Source organism: Aeromicrobium sp. (assembly GCF_036675695.1).
Taxonomy (GTDB): Bacteria; Actinomycetota; Actinomycetes; order Propionibacteriales; family Nocardioidaceae; genus Aeromicrobium.
The window spans coordinates 1-18,713 of sequence record NZ_JAKFEL010000029.1 but is presented as its reverse complement, the minus strand read 5'-3'; the positions used below and the strand labels follow the sequence as shown (position 1 = coordinate 18,713).

At 65.2% G+C, this 18,713-nt stretch carries 21 protein-coding genes; 17 read left to right on the top strand and 4 right to left on the bottom strand.

Annotation, left to right across the window (positions count from 1 at the left end; all coding sequences use genetic code 11):
• The first annotated feature begins 156 nt into the window (after positions 1-156).
• The 12 genes from dacB to V6M39_RS01595 all read left to right on the top strand — a co-directional run bounded on the left by dacB (position 157) and on the right by V6M39_RS01595 (position 9,825).
• Entirely contained in the window at positions 157-1,569 is a 1,413-nt protein-coding gene (gene dacB / locus V6M39_RS01650; RefSeq protein ID WP_332641916.1) for a D-alanyl-D-alanine carboxypeptidase/D-alanyl-D-alanine endopeptidase, read from the top strand.
• A 9-nt stretch (positions 1,570-1,578) separates the two neighbouring features.
• Positions 1,579-2,625 (top strand): zinc-dependent metalloprotease, encoded by a 1,047-nt coding sequence (locus V6M39_RS01645; RefSeq protein WP_332641915.1) that lies wholly within the window; start codon positions 1,579-1,581, stop codon positions 2,623-2,625.
• Positions 2,626-2,630: 5 nt separating this feature from the next.
• Positions 2,631-3,581: a tRNA lysidine(34) synthetase TilS gene (gene tilS / locus V6M39_RS01640; protein ID WP_332641914.1), complete on the top strand. Its 951-nt coding sequence runs from the start codon at positions 2,631-2,633 to the stop codon at positions 3,579-3,581.
• A 4-nt stretch (positions 3,582-3,585) separates the two neighbouring features.
• Positions 3,586-4,143, top strand: a complete 558-nt coding sequence (gene hpt, locus V6M39_RS01635; RefSeq protein WP_332641913.1) for a hypoxanthine phosphoribosyltransferase — start codon at positions 3,586-3,588, stop codon at positions 4,141-4,143.
• A gap of 8 nt (positions 4,144-4,151) precedes the next feature.
• Positions 4,152-4,385, top strand: a complete 234-nt coding sequence (locus tag V6M39_RS01630; RefSeq protein ID WP_332641912.1) for a hypothetical protein — start codon at positions 4,152-4,154, stop codon at positions 4,383-4,385.
• A gap of 97 nt (positions 4,386-4,482) precedes the next feature.
• The gene (ftsH, locus tag V6M39_RS01625; protein ID WP_332641911.1) at positions 4,483-6,480 is read left to right on the top strand and encodes an ATP-dependent zinc metalloprotease FtsH; all 1,998 of its coding nucleotides are present in this window, start codon (positions 4,483-4,485) and stop codon (positions 6,478-6,480) included.
• A complete protein-coding gene (folE, locus tag V6M39_RS01620; protein WP_332641910.1) occupies positions 6,477-7,043 on the top strand; it encodes a GTP cyclohydrolase I FolE in 567 nt (188 codons plus the stop codon). The genes ftsH and folE overlap by 4 nt, the downstream gene beginning before the upstream one ends.
• A 2-nt stretch (positions 7,044-7,045) precedes the next feature.
• Positions 7,046-7,942, top strand: coding sequence for a dihydropteroate synthase (gene folP, locus V6M39_RS01615; protein ID WP_332641909.1), 897 nt, complete (start codon positions 7,046-7,048; stop codon positions 7,940-7,942).
• The gene (locus tag V6M39_RS01610) at positions 7,939-8,376 is read left to right on the top strand and encodes a nuclear transport factor 2 family protein (RefSeq protein ID WP_332641908.1); all 438 of its coding nucleotides are present in this window, start codon (positions 7,939-7,941) and stop codon (positions 8,374-8,376) included. The genes folP and V6M39_RS01610 overlap by 4 nt, the downstream gene beginning before the upstream one ends.
• A complete protein-coding gene (folB, locus tag V6M39_RS01605; RefSeq protein ID WP_332641906.1) occupies positions 8,376-8,753 on the top strand; it encodes a dihydroneopterin aldolase in 378 nt (125 codons plus the stop codon). The genes V6M39_RS01610 and folB overlap by 1 nt, the downstream gene beginning before the upstream one ends.
• Entirely contained in the window at positions 8,750-9,313 is a 564-nt protein-coding gene (folK, locus tag V6M39_RS01600) for a 2-amino-4-hydroxy-6-hydroxymethyldihydropteridine diphosphokinase (RefSeq protein WP_332641905.1), read from the top strand. Before folB ends, folK begins: the two co-directional genes overlap by 4 nt.
• Positions 9,314-9,330: 17 nt before the next feature.
• Positions 9,331-9,825 carry a DUF3180 domain-containing protein gene (locus tag V6M39_RS01595; RefSeq protein ID WP_332641904.1) on the top strand — a complete coding sequence of 165 codons (495 nt, stop codon included), beginning with the start codon at positions 9,331-9,333 and terminating at the stop codon, positions 9,823-9,825.
• 10 nt (positions 9,826-9,835) lie between these two features.
• On the opposite strand, the gene V6M39_RS01590 is transcribed toward V6M39_RS01595, so the two are convergent.
• From V6M39_RS01590 to V6M39_RS01575, 4 genes are read right to left on the bottom strand one after another with little or no spacing between them, the layout of a single operon-like run.
• Positions 9,836-11,485 (bottom strand): DUF885 domain-containing protein, encoded by a 1,650-nt coding sequence (locus V6M39_RS01590; RefSeq protein ID WP_332641903.1) that lies wholly within the window; start codon positions 11,483-11,485, stop codon positions 9,836-9,838.
• Between the two features lie 30 nt (positions 11,486-11,515).
• Positions 11,516-12,658 (bottom strand): NADH-quinone oxidoreductase subunit D, encoded by a 1,143-nt coding sequence (locus V6M39_RS01585; RefSeq protein ID WP_332641902.1) that lies wholly within the window; start codon positions 12,656-12,658, stop codon positions 11,516-11,518.
• Complete coding sequence (locus tag V6M39_RS01580; protein WP_332641901.1) at positions 12,655-14,157, bottom strand: polysaccharide pyruvyl transferase family protein; 1,503 nt, start codon at positions 14,155-14,157, stop codon at positions 12,655-12,657. Before V6M39_RS01580 ends, V6M39_RS01585 begins: the two co-directional genes overlap by 4 nt.
• Positions 14,154-15,086 carry an SAM-dependent methyltransferase gene (locus V6M39_RS01575; RefSeq protein WP_332641900.1) on the bottom strand — a complete coding sequence of 311 codons (933 nt, stop codon included), beginning with the start codon at positions 15,084-15,086 and terminating at the stop codon, positions 14,154-14,156. The genes V6M39_RS01580 and V6M39_RS01575 overlap by 4 nt, the downstream gene beginning before the upstream one ends.
• 41 nt (positions 15,087-15,127) lie before the next feature.
• Between V6M39_RS01575 and V6M39_RS01570 the strand changes: the two genes are divergently transcribed.
• The 5 genes from V6M39_RS01570 to V6M39_RS01550 all read left to right on the top strand — a co-directional run bounded on the left by V6M39_RS01570 (position 15,128) and on the right by V6M39_RS01550 (position 18,623).
• The gene (locus tag V6M39_RS01570; RefSeq protein WP_332641899.1) at positions 15,128-15,550 is read left to right on the top strand and encodes a hypothetical protein; all 423 of its coding nucleotides are present in this window, start codon (positions 15,128-15,130) and stop codon (positions 15,548-15,550) included.
• Between the two features lie 107 nt (positions 15,551-15,657).
• Complete coding sequence (locus tag V6M39_RS01565) at positions 15,658-16,560, top strand: Rossmann-like and DUF2520 domain-containing protein (RefSeq protein WP_332641898.1); 903 nt, start codon at positions 15,658-15,660, stop codon at positions 16,558-16,560.
• Positions 16,561-17,406 carry a pantoate--beta-alanine ligase gene (gene panC / locus V6M39_RS01560; protein WP_332641897.1) on the top strand — a complete coding sequence of 282 codons (846 nt, stop codon included), beginning with the start codon at positions 16,561-16,563 and terminating at the stop codon, positions 17,404-17,406.
• A 2-nt stretch (positions 17,407-17,408) separates the two neighbouring features.
• A complete protein-coding gene (gene panD / locus V6M39_RS01555) occupies positions 17,409-17,843 on the top strand; it encodes an aspartate 1-decarboxylase (protein WP_332641896.1) in 435 nt (144 codons plus the stop codon).
• A 3-nt stretch (positions 17,844-17,846) separates the two neighbouring features.
• Entirely contained in the window at positions 17,847-18,623 is a 777-nt protein-coding gene (locus V6M39_RS01550) for a type III pantothenate kinase (RefSeq protein WP_332641895.1), read from the top strand.
• The last annotated feature ends 90 nt before the right edge of the window (positions 18,624-18,713 follow it).

The following is an 18,713-nucleotide window of genomic DNA, read 5'->3' as shown; positions in this document are numbered from 1 at the left end:
CGGATGCGATGGGTCTCGTGGTCGACCTCGTACTTGTTGCGATTGCCCTTGGGGATCTCAACGGTGACGTCGAAAATCACGGGTGCCTCCGGCTGTCGAATGGTGGCGGCGAGCGCGGGGCGCACGGCGCGACGGTGTCTCTATAGTCTGGCCCATGTGGCAGACCGAGGCGTACGCAGGGTCGAGAGGCCGCGCGGTGCAATCGGCATTCCTGTCATCGCCTTCGTACTGGTCCTCATCCTCTCGTTCGTGCTCTGGTCACGCGGCAACCTCAACTCCCTGATCTGCGACGGTGACTGCGGCCCGGCGAACGTGACTGCGCCGGAGGGACTCACCGGCAATTCGTTGCCCAGCGCCGCTCGTACGGATCCGGTGCCCACTGGTTCGCTCGACGCAGCGAAGGTCGCGTCGGCTGTCGGCAGGGTGCTGGATTCCGATGCACTCGGCGATCACGTCGGGTTCGTCGCGATGGGGCCGACTGGCGAGGTGCTCTTCTCGCGCGGTTCTGGAACGTTCATCCCGGCGTCGACGACGAAGCTGCTGACCGGATTCGCGGCGCTCTCGGCTATTGGCCCTGCGACCCGCTTCACCACCAGAGTCGTGTCGGCTGGCGACAAGATCGTCCTCGTAGGAGGCGGCGACCCTTATCTCCGCGTCAAGAAGCCCAAGGCATCCGATCGCGAAGCTGTCGCAGACCTGACCACGCTCGCGACTCGAACGGCCAGGGCGCTCAAGCGGCAGGGTGTCGACCGGGTCTCGCTCGGGTACGACAACTCCCTCTTCACTGGCCGGTCGGCCAGCCCGGGATGGAAGTCGTCGTACGTCAGCGGCAACATTGTGACGCCGGTCAGCGCCCTCTGGGCCGACCAGGGCGTCGTGAACGGCGTACGTTCGCGCAACCCCGCAGCCAGCGCGGCCAAGACCTTCGCCAAGCTCCTCGGCGACAGAGGTATCGCGGTGGTAGGCGCTCCGGATTCAGTGAGCTCAGCGACGGCCACGACTCCGGTCGCTTCGGTACGTAGTGCACCCGTTGCCCAGATCGTCGATGCCTTGGTGCGTACGAGTGATAACCAGGCCTCCGAGGTGATGCTGCGGCACATTGCCATCGTCACCAACCAGCCCGCGACGTTCGAGGGCGGCACGGACGCGGTGATCGAGGTGCTCACAAGGGCGGGCATCGACACCACCGGGCTGCGGCTGCTCGACGGAAGTGGCTTGTCCCGCTCCAACAGGGTTTCGCCGACAACGCTCGCGCAGACGATCCTGGCCGCGAACGCCAACCTTTCGACGTCGACCATGCTCAGTGCTCTGCCGGTGAGCGGCTTCGACGGCACCCTGACTGACCGGTTCTCGAAATCGAAGCGCGCATACGGGCTGGTTCGCGCGAAGACCGGCACTCTCACGGGCGTGCACTCCCTCGCCGGATATGCCGTCGAGGCCAACGGGCTGCCGGTGATCTTCGCTCTCATGTCGGATGGCACCCCGGCGGTTGACTTGGTGTCAGCAGAGGCCGCACTCGATCGGGTGGCCGCCGCAATTGCAGCCTGCTCGTGTGGCAGCACGCCGTAAGTTGTAGGCATGATCGATTGGAAGCTCGCGCTGTCGACAGCGACCAGGCTGACGAAGCCGGGACCTGAGATGGATGCCGCTGAGGTGGCCGAGGCTGTCGCTGAGCTCCGCGAGGGTGCAGCGCGATCTGAAGGTCCCGTACGCGAGTTCAGCCAGCTGCACGCGACATCAGCGACTGCTCCAGTCCTGATCGTCGATCGTCCGCGGTGGATCGAAGCCAACCTCGGCACGTTCCGCCTGCTCATGGATCCCGTCATGAACAAGCTGGTCGAAGCCGACAAGATGCCGACCGGTCTGAGCCGGACCTTTGGCAGCAAGGTGGGCGGCGCCGAAGTCGGTGCGCTCATGTCGTTCATGTCGACCAAGGTGCTGGGCCAGTTCGATCCGTTCTGGAACGGTCCCAACGGTGAGGGCGGTCGGCTCCTGCTCGTCGCACCCAACATCGTCCAGGCCGAGCGGCAACTGAATGTCGATCCACACGACTTCCGCCTGTGGGTATGTCTCCACGAAGAGACCCATCGCGTGCAGTTCACCGCGGTCGAATGGATGCGCGATCACATGCGATCGCTCCTCGACGAGTTCATCGACGCAACAGATCTCGACCCGGGTGCGCTGTCGTCGATGGTGGGCGACTCGTTCAGCGAGATCGTCAAGATCGTTCGAGGCGAGTCGGACACGTCGATCAATGAGCTGTTCCAGAACCCACGTCAGCGCGAGATCGTCGACCAGCTGACCGGCATCATGTCCCTGCTCGAGGGCCATGCTGATGTCGTCATGGACGGTGTCGGGCCCGACGTGATCCCGAGCGTCGCTGAGATCCGGCGCAAGTTCAACCAGCGCCGCAAGGGCGCCGGCAGCCTCGACAAGCTGTTGCGGCGTCTGCTCGGTCTCGACGCCAAGATGCGCCAGTACAAAGACGGTGCTGCCTTCGTCAACGCCGTGATCGACCGGGTGGGGATGGAAGGCTTCAACGCCGTCTGGGAGAAGCCCGCCAATCTGCCGACCAAATCAGAGATCCTCGATCCGCAGTCCTGGGTCGCCCGCGTGCACGGCTGACCAGGATGACCCCACTCGATCCGTCAGTCGCGACAGGGCGCAACCTCGTACGCACTGCTCTGACAGATCTTGGGCCAGGCAGTCGCATCGTTGTCGCGGTGTCGGGTGGTGCCGATTCTTTGGCGCTTGCCCAGGTGACCGCCTTCGTTGCCGGTCAAGAGTCGTGGGACCTTCGCGCTGTGATCGTCGATCACCAGCTGCAGGACGGATCGGCCGATGTCGCGAGGGAAGCTGCCAAGCAGCTGGCCGGGATCGGCATCGACACCGAGGTCGTGACGGTGGAAGTCGGCCGAGATGGTGGTCCGGAGGCAGCCGCACGCTCGGCGCGATACGCCGTGCTCGAGTCGCAGGACGCTGACGCAATCCTGTTGGGGCACACCCTCGATGACCAGGCCGAGACCGTTCTGTTGGGTCTGGGTCGCGGCTCCGGCCCACGATCGATTGCAGGCATGGCTCCGGTCAACGGCATCTTTCGCCGGCCGTTCCTCAAGCTGAGGCGCACCGAGACCGAGCAGATCTGTCGGGCAACCGACCTGACGTGGTGGGTTGATCCGCACAACAGCGACCCTGCCTATCGACGTGCACGCATTCGTTCCGAGCTGATGCCGGTGCTCGAGGACGTACTTGGTGGCGGTGCGGCGGAGGCAATCGCCCGAACGGCCGAACAGGTCCGATCCGATGGTGCCTGTCTCGACGCCATCGCGGATGCGATCGACGATCCTCTCAACGTTGCGTCGCTTGCGTCTCTCGCGCCTGCCCTGCGATCTCGGGTGCTGCGTCGTACGGCGTTGGCGGCTGGAGCCAACCCGTCAGAGCTCTCGGCTGCACACCTCGCCGAGATCGACCGGCTGGTCACCGATTGGCACGGGCAGCTCCGTATCGAGCTGCCTGGCGGCGTGGCCTGCGTACGAGTGGGGGATTCCCTCGCATACGTGACAACGCCTGTGGGAGGCTGAGCACGTGGATCAGACGCATGTTGCAGGAGAGATCGAAGCAGATCAGGTGCTGTTGACCGAGAAGCAGGTGCTCGATCGCCTCGCCGAGATGGCCGCGCAGATCGAGGCCGACTACGAAGGCAAGGACCTGCTGTTGGTCGGCGTCCTCAAGGGAGCCGTGATGGTGATGGCCGACCTCGCGCGAAGCCTCAACCGCCATGTTGAGATGGACTGGATGGCGGTCTCGTCCTACGGCTCTGGCACCAAGTCGTCCGGGGTCGTACGCATCCTCAAGGACCTCGACACTGATATCAAGGACCGTCACGTGCTGGTCGTCGAGGACATCATCGACACCGGCCTGACGTTGTCGTGGCTCATCACCAACCTCAAGTCCCGCGGCCCGGCGTCAGTCGAGATCGCGACATTGCTGCGCAAGCCCGAGGCCGTCACGATGGACGTCGACGTGACCTATGTCGGCTTCGACATCCCCAACGCCTTCGTCGTCGGCTACGGACTCGACTACGACGAGAAGTACCGCAACCTGCGTTGCATCGGCACGTTGTCGCCGCACGTCTATTCCTAGAGGACGACGTGGATCCAGGCCGCAAGGCGATCGAGGACAGAGAAGCCAGCTACCTCGGCGCGGGTGACCGCATCCTCAACGAGTTCGGGCGCGAGTTCGAGGTCGTCTCCTGGACGGGCCCAGATGATGCCAACCAGATCGAGTTCATGGTCAGGTCGCCGCATACCGAGGCGATCGTGCCGCTGACGCTCGGCGGTGACGAGACAGTTCGGGTGAGGGTGCAGCGGCGATCGGGGAACTAACCCTGATTCCGGCTTCGTTCCATGGGTGTACCGGGCGGCGTGTACCGTCTAGATACCCACTATTTACTAGGGAGAAGTGGACGAGTTCCACACTGTCATGAATCTGAAACGCCTCTTCAAGGGCCCGTTGCCCTGGATCATCGCCATCACCGTGCTCGTCTTCGTGGTGCTCGGCTTCGCCAACTCCGCTGACGGCTACAACGAGGTCAAAACCTCCACGATGGTGGGCTACCTCGAGGACGGCAAGGTCAAAGACCTCAAGTTCGTCGAGGGCGACCAGGAGATCCGGGCCACGCTCAAGGACGGCGACAAGAAGGTTCGCGCGACTTGGCTGGGCGACCAGGGCTACGAGCTGGTGAAGGTTGCCGACAAGGCCAAGGCCGACAAGACGCTCCCCGACTACGACGTCGAGATCCCCAAGAGCAGCCCGATCGTGAGCCTGCTGCTCAGCATCGCCCCGTTCGTGCTGCTCTTCATCTTCATCATCTGGATCATGAACAACGCCGCCGGTGGTGGCGGACGAGTCATGCAGTTCGCCAAGTCCAAGGCGAAGCTGATGAACAAGGACACCCCCAAGACCACGTTCGCTGACGTCGCCGGTTGCGACGAGGCGATCGAGGAGCTCGGCGAGATCAAGGAGTTCCTGCAGGCCCCAGCCAAGTTCCAGGCCGTTGGCGCCAAGATCCCCAAGGGCGTCCTGCTCTACGGCCAGCCCGGTACCGGCAAGACGCTGCTCGCTCGTGCAGTCGCCGGCGAGGCAGGCGTTCCGTTCTATTCGATCTCCGGTTCTGACTTCGTCGAGATGTTCGTCGGCGTCGGCGCGAGCCGCGTACGCGACCTGTTCGAGCAAGCCAAGGAAAACGCACCCGCGATCGTGTTCATCGATGAGATCGACGCCGTCGGTCGCCATCGTGGCACCGGGATGGGCGGCGGTCACGACGAGCGCGAGCAGACCCTCAACCAGCTCCTCGTCGAGATGGACGGATTCGACGTACGCGGTGGAGTCATCCTGATCGCCGCAACCAACCGTCCCGACGTCCTCGACCCGGCGCTGCTGCGCCCTGGTCGCTTCGACCGTCAGATCGGTGTGGAGGCACCCGACCTCAAGGGCCGCACCCAGATCCTCAAGGTGCACTCGCGGGGCAAGCCGATCGGACCCGACGTCGACTTGGAAGCTGTTGGCCGTCGTACGCCCGGCTTCAGTGGTGCCGACCTCGCCAACGTGCTCAACGAAGCTGCGTTGCTGACCGCGCGCAACGGCGACAAGACGATCGACAACGCCGCACTCGACGAGGCCATCGACCGCGTCATCTCCGGCCCGCAGAAGCGCAGCCGACTGATGAACGAGAAGGAACGACTCATCACGGCCTATCACGAGGGCGGACACGCGCTCGTGGCTGCGGCGCTCCCGCAGAGCGATCCGGTCCACAAGATCACGATCCTGCCGCGCGGTCGCGCCCTGGGCTACACGATGGTGCTGCCCGACGAGGACAAGTACTCGCAGACTCGAGCCGAGCTGCTCGACAAGCTGGCCTACATGATGGGCGGCCGAGCGGCCGAGGAGCTCGTGTTCCACGACCCGACCACCGGCGCAGGCAATGACATCGAGAAGGCCACCAGCCTCGCTCGCGCGATGGTCACGCAGTACGGCATGACCGAACGTCTCGGCGCCGTACGTCTCGGCGAGGACCAGGGCCAGCCGTTCCTGGGCCGCGACATCGGCCACGCCCGCAACTACTCCGAGTCGGTTGCCGCGATCGTTGACGAGGAGATCAACCAGCTGATCACGTTCGCCCACCAGGAGGCGTTCGACATCCTCAGTGAGAATCGCGACGTCCTCGACGCACTCGTCATGGAGTTGATGGAGCGGGAGACGCTCGACAAGGCCGAGGTCGCCGAGATCTTCGAGCCGCTGCGTCGTCGCAAGATCCGTCCGCCTTGGACGGGTTCCAAGACCCGCGTGCCGTCCAAGGTTCCGCCGGTCGAGGGCGCGCCGCGCCACAGCGCCAATGGAGTCGGTTCTGGAGTCGGCGTGGTGATCGGTCCCGACACCGGCCCCGATGCGCCATCACCTGATGCTCCGGAGACCGCGTGACGGTCGACCTGCCTCGCGCTGAGGCAGCTATTCGCGAGCTGCTGTTTGCCGTCGGGGAGAACCCCGACCGCGACGGTCTCAGGGACACCCCTGCGCGAGTCGCCAAGTCGTACGTCGAGCTGCTCGCCGGTCTTGACCAGACCCCCGAGGAAGTGCTGACCGCGGTCTTTGAGGTCGGTCACGACGAGCTCGTGCTGGTCAAGGACATCGAGATGTGGTCGATGTGTGAGCACCACCTGGTGCCGTTCTTCGGTGTGGCCCACGTCGGCTACATCCCGTCTGAGGGCGGCAAGGTCACCGGCCTCTCCAAGCTTGCCCGCGTCGTTGACGTGTTCGCCCGTCGCCCGCAGGTGCAGGAACGTCTGACGACCGACATCGCCGAAGCGATCGTCGAGCACCTCGAACCACGTGGCGTCATCGTGGTGATCGAGGCCGAGCACCTGTGCATGACGATGCGAGGCGTACGCAAGGGCGGCGCCAAGACGATCACGAGTGCCGTACGCGGTCAGCTGCGCGATCCCGCAACCCGAGCAGAGGCCATGGGCCTCATCACCTCGCACTAGCGATGCCGCAGAACCTCTCAAACGACCGCTGCCTCGTCATGGGAGTCATCAACGTGACCCCCGATTCGTTCTCCGATGGCGGCAAATGGCTCGATCCTGCCTCTGCGATTCGGCACGGCATTGAGCTCGTCCAGCAGGGCGCCGATCTCGTCGACGTCGGCGGTGAGTCGACGCGACCCGGAGCGATCCGGATCGACGCAGAGGAGGAGCTGCACCGTGTCATCCCCGTGATTGAGGGACTCGTCGCCGAAGGCATCACGGTCTCGGTCGACACCATGCGCGCATCCGTCGCCGAGCAGGCGCTTGGCGCGGGTGCGGCGATCCTCAACGATGTCTCGGGTGGGCGGGCAGACCCAGCCATGGTCGGCATCGCCGCAACGGCGAACTGCCCACTGGTGCTCATGCACTGGCGGCAGCACTCAGCGGTCATGCAGGACAAGGACCACACGACGTACAACGACCTGATCGCCGACATCATCCGCGAGCTGATGGAACAGGTCGAGGTGGCGCTGGCCGCAGGAGTCGACCGCAACCACATCATCATCGACCCGGGCCTGGGCTTCTCCAAGACGGGCGACCAGAACTGGTCCGTACTGGCACACCTCGATGCGTTCACGGCATTGGGCTATCCCGTGCTCGTGGCCGCGAGTCGGAAGCGGTTCCTCGGCGAGCTCCTTGCCGTGGGGGGCGAGCTTAGGCCGACAGACGAGCGCGAGGATGCCACGACGGCGATCACGACGATCTGCGCGGATGCAGGTGTGTGGGGCGTACGCGTGCATGAGCCGGCCGCGTCTGCCGATGCCGTACGCGTTGTCGCCCGCAGGCACCAGGCGCGCGCCCCCTACGCGCCCCCATCCAAGTTCAACGCTCAACACGGCGCGTGGGGGGACCCCCTTTGACCGAGGCCGCTCTCGCGACGCACAGGGCGTTCTATGACGCTGTCGAAACCGGTGATGTCGACCTGATGGCATCGCTGTGGGCCGATGATCCCCAGACCTCATGCGTGCATCCTGGAGCGACTCCGCTGCGGGGTACACAAGCTGTCCTGCGGTCGTGGACCGTGCTGATGGCCAACGTTGGCTACATCCAGTTCTTCCTGACGGATCTCGAGGTCACCTCGCTGCCGCCCGGCGACGACCCGTCCGTCGTCGTGATCACGTGCACCGAGAACATCCTGTCTGGTGGAGCGGAGACCGGAGAGCAGGGCGAGACGTTCGCGGGAGCCAAGGCGGTGTGCACCAGTATCTTGGTACGTGACGGTGCCGGGTGGAAGTTCTGGTCTCGTCACGCGTCGCCGGTCGCTGAACTCGGCAATCTGAATTCGGAGGCCTGATGACGATTCCCGAAGGGCTCGACCGCATCGACCTGCGGGGCGTCGGCGCCCACGGGCATCACGGTCTGTTCGACTTCGAGCGCGAAAACGGGCAGCTTTTCAGCGTCGACGTGAGCCTCGGTCTCGACCTTGGACCGGCTGCCCGCGACAACGATCTGACCAAATCGGTCGACTACGGCGTCCTCGCCCAGCGTGTGCACGACGCCATCGTCAATGACCCAGTCGATCTCATCGAGACGGTCGCGCTCCGCATCGCGGACATGTGCCTCGCCGACGAGTCGGTGCAATGGGTTAGCGTGACGGTGCACAAACCAGAAGCGCCCATCGCGGTGACGTTCTCCGACGTCGCCGTCACGATCGAGCGGAGCAGACAGTGACCGAATCGCCCACCCCCTACGAGCTGGACGCTGACACGATGACCGGCGGTATGCGGCCCATCCGTCAGGCTGTGCTGGCGTTCGGGTCCAACCTGGGTGACCGTCACGGCAAACTGCAAGGTGGGGTGTCGGCCCTCGAGGACACGCCCGAGGTGACCGTTGTCGGCATCTCCTCTGTCTACGAGACGGAGCCGATCGGTGCGACCGACGGGTCGGACAAGTTCCTCAACGCTGTCGTCCTGATCGACACCACCCTGACGGTCCACACGCTGCTCGACCGTGCTCTCGCGATCGAAGATGCCTTCGGCCGCGAGCGTTCCGAGCCGGGCGCCCCGCGCACTCTCGATGTCGACGTGATCATCGTTGGTGATCGCATCGCCGACGACGAACAGCTGATCCTTCCTCACCCACGAGCGCACGAGCGCGGTTTCGTCCTCGTGCCGTGGTTGGAGATCGACCCCGAGGGTGAGATCCCGGGCAAGGGCTTCGTGGCAGACCTGATCAGCGGTGTCGACATCTCGGGAGTCACCAAGCGCGAGGATCTCGAGATCATCTTGTGAGCCGTTAGTCCAAGCGCATGAACAAGTCCAGGCGTACGTCCGCGCTCGGGATCACGTCGCTCATCGGCATCGGTCTGGTTGTCGGTCGCTTGATCCCCGAGCTCTTCATACGGGCTGATCGCAGTGTCCCGGTCGTGAGCTGGGGTCCTGCGGTGATGCTCCTGGTGGGGGCGGTCGTTCTCGGCGGTCTGGCATGGAACACGTGGCAGAGCCTGCACAAGAAGAACCTACGCATGACGTCAGACCATGGTGTGACGATGCTGGCGCTGGCCAAGGCCAGCTCCGCTGTCGCAGCCCTGTTCACGGGTGCTTACGGCGGCTACGCGATCGCCTATCTCGACTCCCTCGACTCTCCGCTGGGCGAGGATCGCGTCTTTCGCGCGGGCGCAGCCGCGATCGCCGGGCTCCTCATGCTCATCGCTGCACTGGTGCTCGAGCGCTCGTTGCGTATCCCCGGCGGCGACGACGAGTCCGACGGCGGCAAGGCCGTCCCCGGAGCCACCCCGGCGTGACAGGCGCCGCTTAGCCCAGCAAGGTCTGGCGCAGCGTGCCGAGCCCGACGCTACCGACGCCGAGCGCCCGGCGGTGGAACTCCTTGAGTTCGTTTCCGTTCGCAGCCACCCAGTCCGTACGGAGCTGCTCCCAGATGCGCTGCCCGACCTTGTAGGACGGAGCCTGTCCGGGCCAGCCGAGATAGCGGTTGACCTCGAACCGTACGAACGGCTCGTTCATGTTGACGTGCTGAGCCATGAACCCGAACGCATCGTCGCCGGTCCAGGCGCCTGAACCGTCCGGTTTGGGCTTGCCGAGGTGGACGCCGATGTCGACGACGACGCGAGCGGCTCGCATGCGCTGGCCGTCGAGCATTCCGAGGCGGTCGGCAGGGTCGTCGAGGTAGCCGAGCTCTGCCATGAGTCGCTCGGCATACAACGCCCAGCCCTCGCCGTGGCCCGAGTTCCAGTTCATCCGGCGCCATCCGTTGAGCTCGGCACTGTTGTAGACCGCCAGCCCGCACTGGAGGTGATGGCCGGGGACTCCCTCGTGGAAGACCGTCGTCAGCTCTCGCCAGGTGTCGAACTCCGTGACGCCCTTTGGCACGCTCCACCACATACGACCGGCGCGCTCGAAGTCCTCGCTCGGCGGTGTGTAGTAGATGCCGCCCTCCTGCGTCGGGGCAATCAGGCATTCAAGTCGGCGCATGGGCTCAGGGATGTCGAAGTGTGTACGCCCGAGGTCCGCCACTGCCTTGTCGCTGGTCTCCTGCATCCAGGCCTTCAGCGCGTCGGTGCCGTGCAGCTTGCGAGCGGGGTCGGCCTCCAGGAGTTCTATGGCCTCGGCGACCGTGGCGCCTGACTTGATCTGATCGGCGATTGCCTCCTGCTCGGAGACCATCCGGGCAAGCTCTTCGAGGCCCCACTCGTACGTCTCATCGAGGTCGATCTCAGCGCCGACGAAGTAGCGCGAGGCGAGCGCGTAGTGGTCTCGGCCGACGCCATCCGCTTCGGGTGCATGCGGCGCCAGCTCGTTGTCGAGGAAGTCGACCAGGTTCGCGTACGCCTCGACCGCCGCGGCTGCACCGGTCTCGAGCTCGCCTGCCACGGACGCCGGCGCGTCAGGCCGTGCCGCGAGCTTGCGGAAGAAGCTGTCGGCGCCGATCTGCTTGCGGGCCTGAGCTGATACCTCGCGCACCTGCCGGATCGCTGGTGCGTTGCCGGCCGAGATGCCAGTTCGGAGCGACTCGAGATAGCCCGCCATGGCCGCTGGGATGTTGCTCATTCGCCGCGCGACATGCGCCCAGTCGTCCTCGGTCCGAGTCGGCATCAGGTCGAAGATGTCGCGGAGGTCCTGACCCGGAGACGCGATCACGTTCAGGTCGCGCTGCCAGAATCCGGCCTCGTACTTCTCGATGCCGAGTCCGAGCGTACGAATCAGCTCAGCCTTGGTGACAGTGTCGATCTCGTCAGCGGGATCTGACATATGTACACGAGCCAGCATCGATCGAGCAGCGTCAGCGGATGCCGCATGGCCGTCGGGGGAGCGGTCGGCATAGTCGGACTCGCGACCAGGGCGCCCGAGATGGACATGGAGCTCCGGTTCGAGGTCTAGCAGGGTGTTGAGCCACTCTTCAGAGAGCGAGTCGAGGGCGGTTGGGTTCCGAGATTGATCAGCCACAACCCCAACCTATGACGTAGCTGGTGGCCCCTACTTGTCGATGTCGCCGACGACGAAGAACATCGAGCCGAGGATTGCGACAAGGTCGGCGACGACGCAGCCCTGGACGATCTCGGGCAGCACCGCGACGTTGTTGAACGAGGCGGTGCGGAGCTTGAGTCGCCACGGTGTCTTCTCGCCGCGTGACACCAGGTAGTAGCCGTTGAGGCCGAGTGGGTTCTCGGTCCACACGTATGTCGAACCTTCGGGCGCCTTGAGGATCTTGGGCAGCCGTACGTTGACAGGCCCTGGCTCGAGCTCGGCGAGACGTGCCAGGCAAGCATCGGCGAGGTCGAGGGCAACTTTGGTCTGGTCGAGCAACACGGCGAAGCGGGCAAAGCAGTCGCCCTCGGTGCGTACCGGCACGCGGAGGGTGTCCTGCAGCTCGCCGTACGCGAGATAGGGCTCGTCGCGACGCAGGTCGAAGTCGAGGCCCGATGCGCGCGCGATCGGCCCGGACACGCCATAGGCCTCGACGAGGTCCGTGGAGAGAACACCGACGCCCTTGGTGCGTGCCCCGAAGATCTCGTTTCCGAACACGAGATCCTCGATCTGCTGAAGTCGGGTCCGCACGGTCGAGATCGCGGTTGATGCGCGGCCGGTCCAGCCCGCGGGGAGGTCTTCCTTGAGACCGCCGACGCGGTTGAACATGTAGTGCATCCGGCCGCCGGAGACCTCCTCCATCACTTCCTGGATCGTTTCGCGCTCGCGGAACGCGTAGAAGATCGGCGTGATGCCGCCCAGCTCCAGCGGATACGAGCCGAGGAACATCAGGTGGTTGAGGACGCGGTTGAGCTCTGCGAGGAGCGTACGGATCCACGTCGCGCGCTCCGGCACCTCCATACCGAGCATGTCCTCGACGGCGAGGACGACTCCGAGCTCAGAGCTGAACGCGCTGAGCCAGTCGTGGCGGTTGGCCAGCACGATGATCTGTCGGTAGTCGCGCACCTCGAAGAGCTTCTCCACGCCTCGATGCATGTAGCCGATGATCGGCTCGCAGGCCATGACACGTTCGCCGTCGAGCGTGAGGCGAAGGCGGAGAACGCCGTGCGTGGCTGGGTGCTGGGGCCCGATGTTGAGCACCATGTCGGTGGTGGCGAAGCCCGTACCGACGCTCGCGGTGACCTCTGTCATGAGCGTGAGAACAGACGCTTGAGCTTGTTGTACGCCCGCTTGGTGACACCCCAGGGCGAGGTTCTCTCGAACTCCTCGACCTTCTTGATCCGCGCGGCCAGCGCGTCGATCTGCTTCTTCTGGGCGGCGATCACCGCGTTCTGTGCCGAGATCTTCTTCGACGTCGCGGCTTGGAGTCGTGCGTGCCTGCTGCCGGCGCCGGACCAGATCGGGTGCGGGTACGGGTGCTGGTAAGCCTGCTTGTTCCGGGTGATGTCCTGGACGTGGTTCGTCGACAGCCACCGCAGCCTTGCGGCGATCTCGTGCCCGTCAGACGAGACCAGCGGCTGTACGGGCGGCGGGAACTTGGCAGCAGCGACCCGGGCGTTGAATTCGGTCTCACCCGAACCGGACTTCCAAATGTGGTCGAGACCATTGCGATCCAGGAAGGCCGTGTAGCGGTCGAAGCCCTCGGGCAGAGCTGCGTTGAACTCCGTCAGATCGGTTGCGGCATACAGGTCGGCTGCGTTCACGTCGGTGCCGAACTCGGGCATCACCTTGTAGGGCATGCGGTGGTACTCGGCGAGCTCGAGCGTGCGCGAGTCATGGGCGAGCAGCATTGCGGGCGTGCCCGCGAGCAGAGCTGCGACATTCCCGTGGAACCGCGTTCCGTAGGCGAAGTCCTGAGTGGCCAGGAAGTCGTACCAAGTCCAGGTGTCGAGGAACAGTCGGATGCGATCGTGCTGATAGAGCGGGTGATCGAAGTGCACCGGGACAAGCGGGTCGTGGACCTTCGGCGACGGAGTGCCCCACAGCAGCAGCCGCAAGTCGTGGGAGTCCTGGGCGATGTAGGTGAGGTTGGGGTGTCGCTCCGCCTGGGCCGTGGCGAACGCGCCGATTCCGGGCACCTCGGGGGTGAGGTTGAGCGCCAGCGGACTGTCGGCCGTGATCGCGTCGACGTTCTTCTTGACGGTGAAATCGCGACCGTGCAGGTAGATCGACGGGCATCCGATGATGTCGATCGAGTCGGCGGGAAAGCCGAGATCCTCGAGATAGGACTTGGTGAACTCGCCGCGTACGCCGATCGACGCCGAGCGATCGAGTACCAGCCCGACGAAGCGCTTCACGGTTTCAGCGATCGGTGCGAGCGACTCGATGCCCTGACCGTGTGGAGCCTGCGCGCCGATACCGACGACTGTGGTTGGGATGGTGACGCCCTCGAGCAGCTCGCTCAGTCGCTCGAGACGGGACTCGAAATCGGGTCGAAAAGCATTGGCGAGCGGGATGACGAACTGGTCGAACTCGTTGACGCGTGCAGCATCGCCTTCCTCGGGAGGCATCCGCTCCGAGAGCGTGCCGTTGGAGGTGAGCTCTGCGCCCTCGACCGAGAGCGCCTTCCAGACCGAGTGCTGGAACAGATAGTTGCCGCTGTTGCTGTTGAAGACGTCCTGCGTGAGTGTTGCCTCGGCCAGAACCGGTGTGAACGGGTCCTTGCCGGACCTGATCAGCATTCTCGTCATGCGGTCAGTGTTCCATGACCGCGAGTGTCGGTGATGAGCCACCAGAAGTCGCCGAGCCCGCTTTTTGCGACAAGCTCGCCGGCCTCGCCAGCGGCGGCGAGGTCGTGGAGGTATGCCGCGGGATCGGTGGTAGCAAGATCGAGCGATGGCCGGCTCGCGTCGAGTCCGAGTCTGCCGAGTGCCTCGCGCTGCGTGAGGACTGCCGCGCCGACTGCTGAGGCAACCGAGTCGACCGCGACGTGGGCGGTGACATCGCGGCGGCCATCCGGGATGACGTCGGTCTCGCGGCCACCAACGTACGAGCGCAAGCTGCCGTACGGGGGTCGGTCCGAGCGGGTGTGGCCGTAGTCGATCGCGATTGCGGTTCCGCTCACGCGGGCGACGGCATCGGCCCAGGCCGCGTCGCGGGTTTCGCCGATCTCCGCCCGTTCACCGGGCTGGGAGATCGGCCACCAATCGCGGAGCCATGCAGACTCGAACTCGTGGCCCAACGATTCTTCGCCGGTCTTCGGGTCGACCAAGACCTCTCGTACGACGCCGGCCTCATCGACCTCGACGACGTCGCACGGGACGTTGTCGAGCCATTCGTTGGCGATCAACAGCCCGTCGATGCGATCGGGCAGTGTGGGGAGCCAACCAATCGATGGTGGGAGGGACTCCGGGCGGTCGGCGATCTCGACACCGATGAGCTCGACGTCATCACCGACCAGCGCATGCAGTGCGGTCAACATCTCGCCGCCACCGGCCGCAAGGTCCACGACAGTGGCGGATCCTTCGCGACGAACGAGCTCGCTGATCGACGTGGCGAAAAGTCCGAGGTGGGCACTCGTCCTGAAATGGTCGATCGGTCGGCCCGTGCGATAGAACCCCTCGTCGGCGTACAGCGCAGCCGTCCACGCATCCCGCCAGGAAGGGTGCGGGGAGTTCATTGCCCCACCATACGAACTGTGGCCGGTGGCATGATGCGCACATGGATTCTGACGTGATCGGACTGCTGCTCGGTGTCGCCCTCGGCGTTGCCTCGATCTTTCTCGTTCGTCGGCTCAACGGCGAGCCGTGGATGTACGCGTACGCGCTGCTGGTGCTGCCGTTCATCTACATCGTGTTCGCAGTGGTCCACGAGGCACCGAATACCGCGGGCAAGGAGTTCGTGGCGGGGATTCCATTCATCGCTGCGGGCATCGCGCTGCTGTGGTTCAAGGTGCCGTACGCGACCATCGTCGTCGGAGCGTTCTGGATCCTGCACGCGTTCTACGACTTCGTGAAGGACGAGATCTTCATCAATTCCGGTGTCCCGGACTGGTACCCCGTGGCCTGCATCGGCACCGACGCCGTGATCGGCGGCTACCTCCTGTGGCTCGGCCTCCGGGACAAGCAACCTGCGTCGGTGTGATCGACGGCATAGGGCCGAAAGAGTGCGGACGCCGTTGAGGCGGACGTAGAATAGAAGTGTCAATTTGTCTGGTACCCACCGTGGACTGGAACGAAAGGCAACAGCGCATGATGCGTCCAACTATGGGCGTGATCGGAGCCGGCAAGGTCGGCGCCGTTCTCGCTTCTCGCTTCCGCACCGCCGGCTACCCCGTCACGGGCGCCACCGGTCGTACGGACGCCACTCTGCTTCGCATCGCCGCGTTGCTGCCGGGCGTCGACGTCCTCACGCCTGCTGAGGTCGCCGCTGCCAGCGACGTCATCCTGATCGCCGTTCCGGACGACAGCCTCATCGCAGTCGCCGAAGAGCTCGCCGCCTCCGGTGCCGTTCGTCCCGGCCAGTACGTCCTGCACACCAGCGGCCGCCACGGCACGGACGCCCTCGCTGCGCTGACGCGCCTCGGCGCTCGCGCCATCGCGTTCCACCCGGCCATGACCTTCACCGGCACCTCGGTCGACTTCGAGCGCACCTGTGTCTTCGGCCTCACCGCTGCCGACGCTGACCGCGCGTTCGCCGAAGAGCTGGTCGCCGCTCTTGGTGGCACCCCGATGTGGGTCGCCGAGGCCGATCGTGCGCTCTATCACTCAGCCCTCGCGCATGGCGCCAACCACCTGGGCACATTGGTCGCCCAGTCGATGGACCTGCTGCGTCAGGCCGGCGCGACCGATCCCGCCGCCGTACTCCGTCCGCTGCTGAATGCTTCGCTCGAGAACGTGCTCGCCTACGGCGATGCCGCGCTCACGGGTCCGGTCGTACGCGGCGACATCACCACGATCCGCGCTCACATCGACGCGCTTGCTGCGGCGGGCGTCGACGACGCGACGGTCGATGCCTACCTCGAGCTTGCTCGTGCAACGGCGAGTCGCGCCGAGGCCGATGGCCGTATTGCTCCCGCCACCGCGGGCAGCATCCGCTCGGTTCTCGACGAGGCCGACTGGGACACCATGGCGCAGATCGCTGCGGGGATCTAAATGTCCATCACGATCGCGCGGACACGCGCTGAGGTGGTCGCCGCTGTCGGCGACGCCTCTGTCGCGTTCGTACCCACGATGGGTGCGCTGCACGACGGTCACGTCCAGCTGCTCAAGCACGCTCGCCCGCTCGGCGAGGTGCTCGTCGCCTCGATCTTCGTCAACCCGACCCAGTTCGCGCCGGGCGAGGACTTCGAGGACTACCCGCGTACATTCGACGCCGATCTCGAACGCTGCGCCGAAGCCGGCGTCGACGTCGTATTCGCGCCGACAGTCGAGACGATGTACCCATCGGGCTTCGACACGACCGTCACAGTCGATCCGGGACCGCTCGGATCGATCCTCGAGGGCGCTGCACGGCCCACCCATTTCCGCGGAGTTCTGACGGTCGTCGCCAAGCTGTTCGGCCTCGTACGTCCCGATGTCGCCGTGTTCGGTGAGAAGGACTACCAACAGCTCACGCTCATCCGCCAGATGTCACGCGAGCTCGCTCTCGATGTCGAGATCGTCGGCTGCCCGACCGTACGCGAGGCCGATGGCCTGGCCATGAGCTCGCGCAACGTCTACCTGACGGCCGATGACCGCGTACGCGCAGCTGCTGTGTCGGCTGCCCTTCGCGCTGGCGTTGCCGCCGGACCGGAAGGCGCTGACGCCGTACTCGCGGCTGCGCAGGCCGTGCTCGATGCCGCCGGCATCACCCCTGACTACCTCGTCCTGACCAACCCCGAGCTCGGAGAACCCGAGCCCGGCCAGGAGGCTCGCCTGCTCGTCGCTGCCCGCGTCGGCAAGCCGCGCCTCTTGGACAACTGTGCACTCACTATTGGCGCAACGAAGCTAGGGAGCTGACCATGCTGCGGACCATGATGACCTCGAAGATCCACCGGGCGACGGTGACGCAGGCTGACCTGCACTACGTCGGCTCGGTGACGGTCGACCAGGACCTGCTCGACGCAGCCAATCTGCTGCCCGGCGAGATGGTGCACATCGTCGACATCGACAACGGTGCACGCCTGGTGACCTACACGATCGCCGGCGAGCGGGGCAGTGGTGTGATCGGCATCAACGGTGCCGCTGCCCGTCTCGTACACGAAGGTGACCTCGTCATCCTCATTGCCTACGGCCAGATGGAGGACGCCGAGGCACGCGAGTTCGAGCCGAGCGTCGTCTTCGTCGATTCGGAGAACAAGGTCATCGGTACGGGCAGCGATCCCGCCGAGGCGCTGCCGGGCACTGGCCTGATCCGTGGCGACATTATCGACAACCCGCTGCTCACCACGGTCTGAGCCATGAGCCTTCTTTGCCTCGACGTCAGCAATAGTCATACGACTATTGGTGCGTTCGACGGCGAGGAGCTGATCGCTCACTGGCAGGTCTCGTCAGACGAGCGCCGTACCGCCGATGAGTGGGAGCTGCTCATCGCTGGGTTGGTGGCCAACAGCGACATCAAGCGGGTCGAGGCAGTCAGCATGTGCTGCACCGTTCCATCGATCCTGGTCGAGCTGCGCGGACTGCAGGAGCGCTACTACGCCGGTATGCCCGTCGCGATCGTCGGCCCGGGCGTCAAGACCGGTGTGCCCATCCACACCGACAACCCGCGGGAGGTGGGTGCCGACCGCATCGTCAACGCCCTCGCTGCTGCTGAGCTGTATGGCGGTCCCGCAATCGTCGTCGACCTCAACGGCACCGCCACGATTTTCGATGTCGTCGACGACGCCAACCGCTACATCGGCGGCGCAATCGCTCCCGGTGTAGAGCTCTCTCAGGAAGGCCTGGCCCGCCGCGGTGCGCAGCTTCGCAGTGTCGAGCTCGCCCTGCCGCGCGACGTTGTCGGCAAGAACACGGTCGAGGCGATCCAGTCCGGTCTCATCTTCGGCTTCGCTGGTCTGGTCGACGGCATGGTCGAGCGCATCATCGACTCGTTGGGTGCCGACCCCGACCACGTCACGGTCATCGCGACAGGTTCGTACCCCGAGGCGGTCCTCGACCAGTGCAGCTCGATCACGACGCGTGATCCGTGGCTGACCCTGACCGGCCTGCGCCTCATCCACGAAAAGAACCAGTGACGCGGGCCGATAGGCTTGCTCCTCGTGAACGACGCCACCCCGACACCTCCGGCTGAGGACGACCTCCCCGAGCAGATGCTCGTGCGCCGC